The organism is uncultured Rikenella sp. (assembly GCF_910577125.1).
GTDB lineage: Bacteria > Bacteroidota > Bacteroidia > Bacteroidales > Rikenellaceae > Rikenella.
The window spans coordinates 1-9,889 of record NZ_CAJTMN010000073.1 but is presented as its reverse complement, the minus strand read 5'-3'; the positions used below and the strand labels follow the sequence as shown (position 1 = coordinate 9,889).

6 protein-coding genes are annotated in these 9,889 nt (G+C 59.0%); 2 read left to right on the top strand and 4 right to left on the bottom strand.

The features are described 5' to 3' along the window. Positions 1 to 435: 435 nt before the first annotated feature. The 3 genes from QZ292_RS07805 to QZ292_RS07795 form a co-directional block, all read right to left on the bottom strand. Entirely contained in the window at positions 436 to 2,484 is a 2,049-nt protein-coding gene (locus QZ292_RS07805) for a dihydrofolate reductase (RefSeq protein WP_294600241.1), read from the bottom strand. 68 nt (positions 2,485 to 2,552) lie between these two features. Continuing rightward, complete coding sequence (locus QZ292_RS07800) at positions 2,553 to 3,302, bottom strand: shikimate dehydrogenase (protein ID WP_294600238.1); 750 nt, start codon at positions 3,300 to 3,302, stop codon at positions 2,553 to 2,555. Between the two features lie 6 nt (positions 3,303 to 3,308). Beyond that, positions 3,309 to 4,274, bottom strand: coding sequence for a DUF368 domain-containing protein (locus tag QZ292_RS07795; RefSeq protein ID WP_294600236.1), 966 nt, complete (start codon positions 4,272 to 4,274; stop codon positions 3,309 to 3,311). A gap of 696 nt (positions 4,275 to 4,970) precedes the next feature. Between QZ292_RS07795 and QZ292_RS07790 the strand changes: the two genes are divergently transcribed. Continuing rightward, the gene (locus tag QZ292_RS07790; RefSeq protein ID WP_294600232.1) at positions 4,971 to 6,155 is read left to right on the top strand and encodes a 6-bladed beta-propeller; all 1,185 of its coding nucleotides are present in this window, start codon (positions 4,971 to 4,973) and stop codon (positions 6,153 to 6,155) included. Then, on the top strand, positions 6,152 to 6,694 hold the full coding sequence (locus tag QZ292_RS07785; protein WP_294600229.1) for a hypothetical protein: 543 nt from the start codon (positions 6,152 to 6,154) through the stop codon (positions 6,692 to 6,694). Before QZ292_RS07790 ends, QZ292_RS07785 begins: the two co-directional genes overlap by 4 nt. A gap of 60 nt (positions 6,695 to 6,754) precedes the next feature. Here QZ292_RS07785 and QZ292_RS07780 read toward each other — a convergent pair whose 3' ends face one another. Then, positions 6,755 to 9,400 (bottom strand): transglutaminase-like domain-containing protein, encoded by a 2,646-nt coding sequence (locus tag QZ292_RS07780; RefSeq protein WP_294600227.1) that lies wholly within the window; start codon positions 9,398 to 9,400, stop codon positions 6,755 to 6,757. Positions 9,401 to 9,889 lie beyond the last annotated feature (489 nt).

Here is a 9,889-nt window from a genome sequence, read left to right as displayed (position 1 = left end):
CCGCTGGGATTTCATCTCATTTTGCTCACCGCAAAACGAGCGAAATCCCTCTTTAAGCGGGGCGGGCGACTTTTCCTATGGGAGGGAACTGGCCTCGGGCCGGCCGGGCCCCACGTCCCGTGGACGGGAAATGCTTCGCATTTCTGTGGCTGGGTCGGCCCAAATCTTCACACCGTTCTCTGTTCGCGCGCCTTACGCGATTCATTCTCTTTCGGCTCATCGCCGAAATCGTTGAATCGCCTTTAAGCGTGGCACACGAGTAGTTAGAACATAATAACGGCCGCGCGCCATGACGCGAACGCGTCGGCCAAGCGGGCCCCACGTCCCGTGGACGGGCGAAACTTGCGTTTCGCTGCGGCTGAGTCGGCCCAAATCTTTATTCGCGCGCCTCACGCGCCGCAAGACGCAAGCATTACAGCCGTCCTGTCTAAACGATCAGTTCCGGTTCGGAAGGAACGAGTACTCCGACGAGTAGGTCAACATCTGATCCACATAATCCGTCGGATATTCGATCCGGACATCCGTCATGGCTCCCCCCTCGTCAAGCACCGGCACATACCGCGGATTCACGAAGCCCGAATAAGGCGCGATATTCAATGCCGCATACCGTTTCAACACCTCGCCGTGCAGCGTCGGATCGACCTTCACGCCGTACCGTTCGACCAGCTCCATCCCCGCCTCGAAATCGCCCTCCGACTTGATGCGCTGAATCTCCCGCAGCAGCTCGCCGAACAGCTCCCGCAACTTCGCGTAGTCGTTCACCACCACATACGTTTTCCCCTCTTCGGTGACAAACTCCACGACCCGGTCCGCCTTGCCCCGCTCGTAGACCCAACCGGCGATCAACGCCCGGTTACGCATATGCGCCTCTTCGATATTCTTGCCCGGCTCGATCCGCGTCAGCTGCGTCATCAGACCGTTCATCATGTAGTTGTTGTACTCGGCCTTCGCCACGTCGAGCGTCGGAATCACCCCCAGCTCGACCAGCTTCGGATCGTTCATGTAGTAGAGGGCGAACAGATCCGCCCGGGCCTCTTCGAGCGTCGAGCCGTAGTTTTTCAGCTCGTCGCCCCGCACCCCTTCGGCCAATTGTCCCGAGGCGTGCCCCAGACACTCGTGCAGGTCGGTGTGCAGGTTATTCCCCACCGTCCCCCACCTCGCACGCAGCTCGCGGTCTTCGGGCCGCAGGATAAACTCTTCGGCAAAGCCGTTCCCTGCCGCAGCCGCATCGTAAGCCGCCGTAATGTTGGCGATGGTCACCGATTTCGAGCCGTGGTCGCGCCGGATCCAGTCCGCATTGGGAAGGTTGATCCCGATCGGCGTGGCGGGATAGCAGTCGCCGCCCAGCATCGCCACGGTAATCACCTTGGCCGAAACCCCTTTGACGTGCGGTTTGCGATACTGCGGGTCGATCGGCGAGTGGTCTTCGAACCACTGGGCGTTGTCGCTGATGATCTGAGTCGTCTTGGTCGCCTCGATGTTCTTGAAGTTCACGGTCGACTCCCACGAGGCCTTGTAACCCAGCGGGTCGCCGTAGTTTTCGATAAATCCGTTCACATAGTCCACCGTCGACTTCGTGTCCTGCACCCAGGCCACGTTGTAGTCGTCGAAACGTTTCAGGTCTCCGGTCTTGTAGTAGTCGATCAGCGTCCGGGTATAGGCCTCCTGTTCCGGCGTGTCGGCCACCTCGGCAGCCCGTTCCAGCCATTTGACGATCTCGCGGATCGCCGGCCCGTACATCCCGTCGGCCGACCAGACCCGTTCGGCGATCTTCCCGTCGGGCCCCTTGACGAGCTGGCTGTTCAGTCCGTAAGAGACCGGCTGCCGGTCGGTGGTGTCGGTCAGGGCCGTGTAGAAAGCCTCGGCCTCCTGCTGGGTCACCCCGCTGTAGTAGTTGCAGGCCGATGCGGCGATCATATCCACGCCGGCGGTCTGGTCGACCCGCTTCGGATAGAGCGTCGGGTCGAAAATCACGGCCTTGACGGTATCGAGCAGCGTCCCCCGAATATCACCGAACTTGTCCGCAGGCGTAGCGGCCAGCAGGGTGTCGAAATACTCCGCACTGAACTCCGGGGTGAACTTGTCGCCGGAATAGTGGTGATGCACGCCATTGGCGAACCAGACTTTCTTGAGGTATTTCTCGAACGCGAGCCACTGTTCGGTGGCCTTATCGCCGTCGTAGGTCGTGTAAATCGCTTCGAGCGTCCGCCGCACCGGCAGGTTGTACTTGCAGTTCTGATCATAGAGGATGTCCCGTCCGCAGAGGGCGGCCTGACCGAGGTAGTAGACGAACTGTTTCTGCCGCGGGGTGAGGCTGTCGAAATCGGGTACCCGATAGCGCAGGACGTTGATGTCGTCGAATCGGTCGATCTGCCATTGGAAATTCTCCGCCTGTGCATCTTTTGCGTTGCGGTCGGCGCCGCAACCGGTGGTCAATAGTGTGGTCATAAGCAATGCGGCCGCCAGGCCGGTACTCTGTTTCATCGTTTATCGTTTGAGTTCATTTATTTTCAGTTTCGGACGGACGGCATGCCTCTGCCCCGCCTTCGAGGTCATCCGTTCCAGATCTCCCAGCTCCGTTCCGCCTGGAGCACCAGCATCTCCAGCCCGCTCTTCACCCACGCTCCGCGCCGTCGGCCCTCGCGCAGAAAAGCGGTCTCGGCCGGATTGTAGATCAGGTCGTAGAGGTAATGCCCCGCCCCGATACGCTCATAAGGCAGAGCCGGCCGGGCATCCCGGTTGGGGTGCATCCCCAGCGGCGTGGTATTGACGATCAGCCGGTGATCCGCCACGATCTCCGGCGTCAATTGTTCATAGGCCAGCCGAGTCGCTCCCGCCGCCGTCCGCGAGACTTCGACGTAAGCAATCCCCAGTTTGTTCAACACATAATGCACCGCCTGCGCCGCACCGCCCGTCCCGAGCACCAATGCTTTCAGCGACGAGAGTTCGCCCGGAAAAGTCCGCAGCATCTCCCGCAACGACAGCTCAAAGCCATAAACATCCGTATTGTAGCCCCGGAACGAGCCGTCGGCCGCCACCCGCACACAATTGACCGCCCCCACCGCTTCAGCCTCCGGATCGATCTCGGCCAACAGCGGCAGGATATGCTGCTTGTGCGGAATGGTGATATTGAACCCTCGGATATCCTCCGGCAAAACCCGCCTCAACTTTTCGATGTGCTCCACCGGAAAGTTTTCATACGTACACACTCCCTGCAACCCCTCCGCGGCGAACTTCTCCGCGAAATACCCGGCCGAGAACGAGTGCCCGAGCGGAAAACCGATCAATCCGTATCTTTTCATCGTCTCTTAATGCTTATCAGCCTCCTGTTCCGCCGCCCGCCGCCGCGACAGCGCGGCCGCTCCGCGTTCGATCCCCCAGATCAGCAGGAATCCCGCCGCCATAAACACGATGGCCCAGCTCAACAGCGCCGGCTGCCCGGTCAGCTGCTCATACGCCCCCGGCAGCACATTCCGCTCCACCAGCGGCAACACCTCGCCGTGGCTGTTCGTATAGGTCTCCACCACCCGTTTCCACGGCCATATCTTGTTGAGCGACCCCACCATGAAACCGGTCAGCAACGCCACCGTCACCCCGTGATACCTGGCCAGCAGCCACGAAAGGAGGTGCGAGAAGCTGACGATGCCGACCACCGCCCCCACGGCGAACAGCAGCAGCACCGGCACATCAAAGGTCGACACCGCCCCGATAATATAGGCGTACTTGCCCAGCAAAAGCAAGATAAAAGCCCCCGAAATCCCGGGCAGAATCATGGCACAGACGGCCACCGCTCCCGAGAGCACGATGAACCACCATGCATCCGGCGTCGTCGCCGGGCTGAGCGCCGTAATCACATAGGCGGCCACCGTTCCGGCCGCCAATGCGACGACGGTGCCGATCCCCCACCGTTTCACCTCGCGCGCCACGAGCCACGACGAGGCGATGATCAGTCCGAAGAAGAACGACCAGACGAAGATCGGATAGCTCTCCAGCAGGTATTTCATCAGTTTGGCGAGCGAGAAGATCGAGATGGCGATGCCGGCCAGCACCGAGAAGAGAAACCCTCCGTGGATATGGCGCCAGAATCCGCGCAGGTCGAACCGTCCGAGCAGCCGCAAAGCCGTGAGGTCGAACGAGCGGATGGCCCCGACCAGTTCTTCGTAAATTCCGGTGATAAAGGCGATCGTCCCGCCCGAGACGCCCGGAATCACATCTGCGGCCCCCATCCCGATACCCTTGAGCACCAACAGGGGGTAGTTTCTTTTCGATTTCATAAAGGAGGTATTTCAGAATTACCGGAAAAGACAAAGATACCTTTTTTCGCGCAATCTTTTTTCATTGCGCCCCATCTCCCGCAAAGAGCACAAGATAAAAATCCTTGTTTTTGTGCATTGGACGGCGTATCTTAGAGGCAGAAAACATCGAAAAAACGAACTTCAATTTTAAAAATTCACTAAATAAAAAAGCATAAAACATTTTGACTTCATCCGTTTAACTATTAATTTAGAAGCATAATCCGCCATATGGCGGTTACGATTCATTTTCATTAACCTTTTCAAGTTTTTTTACTATGAATCCGCCCTCGGAGGCGGCCTGCTGCTGACAGGCGCGGCCATCGCCAACTACCTGTTGGCACAACCCGAAGAGCAAGCATCGGATTTGGCATTATCCAACATCGAAGCTCTTGGGGCAATTCGGGACTTCGACTTCCCCGACGATGATGTATTGGATTTCTATTTCGGTGGAGAGCATTGGAAACGAGATCCAAAAGACAACACCTCTGGCAATTGGTGGCCTTCTACAGTCACCTGTAGAAGGCCGGATGGCACCAGCGGAGGACAGGTCGTGTGCTCCGGCGGTGGCGGTAACTGTTGGAATGGTACAAATTGCCTCTAACAATTAATCATGATAGGTTTCACAAGGTTTGAAACCTTGTGAAACCTATTTCAATTCAACAATACTCATTCACCATGTTCAGACCTCTACCACTACTGTCACTCGCCCTCTTCGGGCTATGCGCCTGCGGAGGCAAACAAGCTCCGCAGGAACAACTCGTATTCGGCGACCTGCCCGCCATCGCCACCTCCGACAGCGGCGCCATCGTTATCCGCACCGACCGGATCGACGGAGAAATCGACGTCTCCGATCCGCAGCAGTGCCGCATCACGTTTCTGGAACTGTCGTCCAAAGGGAGGAACTACATCGCCGACATCACTCAGATGCGCATGCACAACGACCGATTCTATATCCTCGACTGGACTGCCGGAAAATTATTCATCTACGACCGGCAGGGAAACTGTCTGAAAAAAATCGACGATCGCGGCAAGGGACCGAGAGAATACATGGGACTGCTGACCCTCGCGATCGACAGCGACCGGCTTTGGGTACAGGATCGGCTGGCCCCTCAAATGCTGATTTACGACCTCGACGGTCAGTTTTTGAAAAAGATTCCGCGCCCGATCAACATCTACGACTGGACCCGTTTCAACGGACGCATGCTCTCCTACTACCATCCCCAACAAAACAAACATACCGATCTCGGTTCGGCCACACTCTGCATCGGAACGGAACACGACGTCCTCCGCGCAGGATTTCACCAGACTCCCCTGCAACAGACTACATTCGGAATGAAAGCATTCCTACAGTCGTGGGATTCGACCGAAACCCTCTTTCTGCCGCCGTGGAGCGACTCGGTCTACCGATTCATCAACGACTCCACCGCACGGGTCGCTTACGTGATCGACCAGCCCCGCTCCATCTGGCACCAAAAAGACCGGAAAATGTCGCTGTCCGAAATCCGGAACGGCTTCTCCGACGGGAAATACACCTGGCTGCAAACCCTGTTCGTCGGCAAAGATCAAATACTGATCGAAACTATAGATAACGATAAAGGGAAACGCTATTTATATGACAAACAGCATAATCGACTCTTCCAAATCAAAGATAATTATCCGATCACAGGTTGGACTTTGGCCGTCGAAGGCAACCGTTTCATCGGCACGCTGGGGCCGGATAACTGGGATTACCTCAAAGGGCGACACCAATCCGGGGAACAGAAGATATCCAATCCCGACCTGCTGCGCCTGGTCACGGAAACGGACGACGACGCCAACCCGGTACTGGTCTTTTTCGAATTCAACCTGCCGGACGCATGATGCGTTTACGACTGCTCCTCGCGTTTTTCTTACTCGTCGGTTGCGGCTCCGGCGATTCGCCGCGGTTGAAATTATTTCGTGCTTATCAAGGCAAGCAACTCGATCTGAGCGGACTGGCGGCAGCGCCGACCCGGAGTGCCGATTCGATCGTTCCGTTCAAACAAATCAAGCAGCAATACCGTTACCTGTCCCTGACCTATCTGGACGAGACATGCGATGTCTGCCGGTTCAAGTTGCAAGAATGGAACCGGCACGCCGCCGAACTACCGAAAAGCCCGGCACTGGCCTATGTCATACTGTTCCGGGGCGATGATTTCGAGACCTTCCGCCGCATGAGCCTGCACCGCGATACGTTGTATTCCGATTTCTTGGTGGTGGCAGACCCCGAGAAACAATTCCTGATCGACAACGCGACCGTTCCGCATGAACTGTTAGACAACACCATACTCATCGATTCTGCCGCCCGGATGCTGCTGTTCGGCGAACCGTTCGCCACATCGGCCATGACAGAGCTTTATCGAAGAGTCTGCACGCAATAAAATCGAGGGCATCCCCGGCCGGGGATGCCCTCGATAGATTTTCAGTCGGCAAAAACCGCCCTACAGCGAACCGATCACCTTCATCATCTGCTCGCCCAGCCCGATCCGGTAGCCCTGCGATACGAAGACCACCCGGCCGAACGTATCGGCCACCACAAAAACCGGCAGATTGTTCATGTTCGAGAGCTCCAGCGACTGCTGCAACATTCCGGCCACTTCGCCGCCTTTGTCGACACCATAGGTAATGGTACCCGGCAGCTCGCCGAACTCCGACGCATCGAATGCCGCCAACTGTTCCGCCGTCGGGAAGAGGAACACCAGTCCCCGGCCCCACTGTTCCAGTTCGGCCTTAAGAGCGGCGATGTCGCGCAACGCATGATTCGTCGGCTCTTTCTTCGCCTCCAGCAGCGCCAGCACGAAGTACCCCCGGCCGGTAGTCGAAAGAATCGACTGCGGTTCCGACGCGCCCTGCGCCACGAACTTCGACTCCGGATTCATCGTGCCGATCACCTGCACGGCTTTGTCATCCTCGCGCATCGTCATATCGATCGTCGTCTGCTCGCCCGCCGCGACCGGGAAGAACCGCACCTCGCTCAGCACCGTCCCGTCGGCCATCCGCGTGCCGCTCACCAGCATATAATCCCCCGTTTCCAACGTGACCGGCTTCCGGAAAATCGACGACAAGGCGCCCGCAGCACCCATATCCGCATCCGGATCGCTCAGCTCGATCGTCTCGTAACGCCCGTTCCGGTATTTCGCCACCGTAAAATGGCTGTAATATTTCGGATCGTCGTTGTGTTTGCTCGGCGTGTAGTTCACCATGAGCGTCCCGCGCGGCACAGCCGAAGCGGCCGAGGCCGCCGCCAGTTCGCCGTCGAAATCGACGTTCCGCCACGCATCCACACCGCACGTCGCCGCAAGGTCGTAGTACTGCAACCGCCCCGACACCGGTTCGTACCGGGCCGGAATCCCTTTGGTGCGGGCCATCGCGATAAAGTAGCGGTCGCGGGCCGCCCGGTCGCCCATCCCCGAACGCTGCACCCCGAGAGCCGAGATCGGCAGCCGGCTCGGATTGAGGCTGTCCGCCAGCTCCACTCCCTTCGCCTTGAGGATAATCTCCTCGATGGTCGCCGGTTCGGAGGCCAGCGCCGCACGGTACGGCACGAGCAGTTCCCGGCCCACCCGGGGGTTGAGGATATACTCCTTGAAATAGGGCCGGTCTTTATAAGCCACCGCGCCGGTCAGGTGGTCGGCGAGCACAGCGGCCGGCGTATCCTGCAGGTCTTTGGTCGAAACGACATCCAGCAGGTCGAAAGCCGTCTCCAGCTCGCCCGCCTGCGACGCGTCGGTGAGGAATTTCGCGATCTCGGCCCAGTTCCCGCGGCTCGTCGCGATCACGTCCCAAACCCGCGCCGTATCGGCGCCGATCCGCTGTGCCAGCGCGAAAGCATCCGCTTTGGACATCCAGCCGGCGATATAGGCGTTCCGGATCGAGTCCTCCTGCGCCAGCCGCAGGCCGTTGGCCGCCCGCTGTTCCGGCGTTACCCGATCCTCAGTCTTGCCTTCGACGGGCGGAACGATGTCGAACGCGGCGGCATAGTTTTCGCCCGCGCCGCCCCGACGGTTCAGGACGATCACCAGCGTATCCTGCTTCCCGAACGAGAGTTTTTCGTATCCGAAGTCAGTCCCGTCCGTCGCCCAAACGAGCATGTCGCCCAAGCCGGCGGTCATCGTGGTTTTCCCCTCGGCATCGGCCTTTTTGCGCACGGCGGGATAGAACTCGGCATAGTTATAAATCCCGAAGTCCACCGATGCCCCCGGAACCGCCGCACCGGCCGTATCGCGCACCAGCACGGTCGCAGTGGCCACCGGCGCGTAGTTGTGGGTGACGTTGATTTCGGTATGGAGCGGCGTGCGTCCGATCACCTCCTCGTCGCCGACATAATCGCCGAAAACTTTGGTATGCATCAGCATCCCGCGCTTACTGGGACCGTCGAACCACCCCATGTCGAGCACCGGTTCCGGTTCGCAGGCTCCGAAGTAGTACCACTTCCCGTCGGCCCACGCTTCGACCCAGGCATGATTGTCGTCGGTATGCGCCCAACGCGGGGTATAGACCTGCCGCGCGGGAATCCCCACGGCCCGCAGAGCGGCCACGGTAAAGGTGGACTCTTCGCCGCACCGCCCCTGGGCATTCCGCACGGCGGCCGACGGCGACATGGTGCGGCCGTCGCTTGGCGTGTAGATCACCTTCTCGTGGCACCAGTGGTTCACCTCCAGAATGGCCTCTTCCATGCTCAGCCCTTTCACGCGGTCTTTCAGCTCTTCATAGAAGGTCACGCGCGAGGTGTCGAGGTTCTCGTTGTTGATCCGCACGGGCAGCACGTAGTGCAGAAACAGGTCGTTCGGCACGGTCTTCCCCCAGGGCATCTCTCCGGCGGCCCGCAACGATGCGCGGACATTGCTCAAATAGAGTTCCGGCGCATAGTCGGCCACATCTCCGACGGGCATATAGGCATAGAGGAATTCCATGCCGTCCCGTTCCTGCGGGGTCGCTTCGGCAGGGAGTTCGGGCAGCCAGTCCGCGCGTTCGGCGACTCGCTCGGCAACGCGTTGTCGGGTCTGTGCATTTTCCACCAGCCGGCCGCTGCCGCCGCAGGCGGTCAGCAAGGCGAGTGCCCATGCGGCACAAAGTGTTTTTTTCATGGTGTTTGGGTATAAGTTTTTTAGTTTCAGCGTCGTTTCTTCCAACCGGAAGCGTTCTCTTCCGTACCGTTTTTCCCCGCCCCGGGCTTCCGCCTCAATACTTCGGGCTCGCTGAGCCATGTCGGTAACGGCGGGTACAGTTGGTCTTCTGCAATCAGCGGAACTTACGGCATGTCTTTGACTTTCAATACGCAGAGTCTAAATTCCGGCAGCGCGAACCGCCGCGCCCACGGTCTTCAGTTGCGTTGCCTCTCGGAATAAACGGAGCAAGGCGGCCTTAGCGATGCGCAAGCATCGCTCTGTCCCGACGGGGCGCCCACCGGGCGTTTTATTAGGGTTCTCTTTGCCTTATTGGCCGGACGCCGCCCGCGTAGGGCAGTTCCGTCCTATTAGGGTAGAGACGGCCCTGTCGGATTGCCCAAAGGCACGCGATAAAACATGACTGCAACCCTGCGGCTCGAAGAGCCGCGCGGGCCGGACGCCTCCCCC

Excerpts from the sequence above, each read along its gene's own strand:
- QZ292_RS07785 (WP_294600229.1), top strand. The coding sequence starts at position 6,152 with ATGATGCGTTTACGACTGCTCCTCGCGTTTTTCTTACTCGTCGGTTGC.
- QZ292_RS07790 (WP_294600232.1), top strand. The coding sequence starts at position 4,971 with ATGTTCAGACCTCTACCACTACTGTCACTCGCCCTCTTCGGGCTATGC.
- QZ292_RS07795 (WP_294600236.1), bottom strand. The coding sequence starts at position 4,274 with ATGAAATCGAAAAGAAACTACCCCCTGTTGGTGCTCAAGGGTATCGGG.
- QZ292_RS07805 (WP_294600241.1), bottom strand. The coding sequence starts at position 2,484 with ATGAAACAGAGTACCGGCCTGGCGGCCGCATTGCTTATGACCACACTA.
- QZ292_RS07800 (WP_294600238.1), bottom strand. The coding sequence starts at position 3,302 with ATGAAAAGATACGGATTGATCGGTTTTCCGCTCGGGCACTCGTTCTCG.
- QZ292_RS07780 (WP_294600227.1), bottom strand. The coding sequence starts at position 9,400 with ATGAAAAAAACACTTTGTGCCGCATGGGCACTCGCCTTGCTGACCGCC.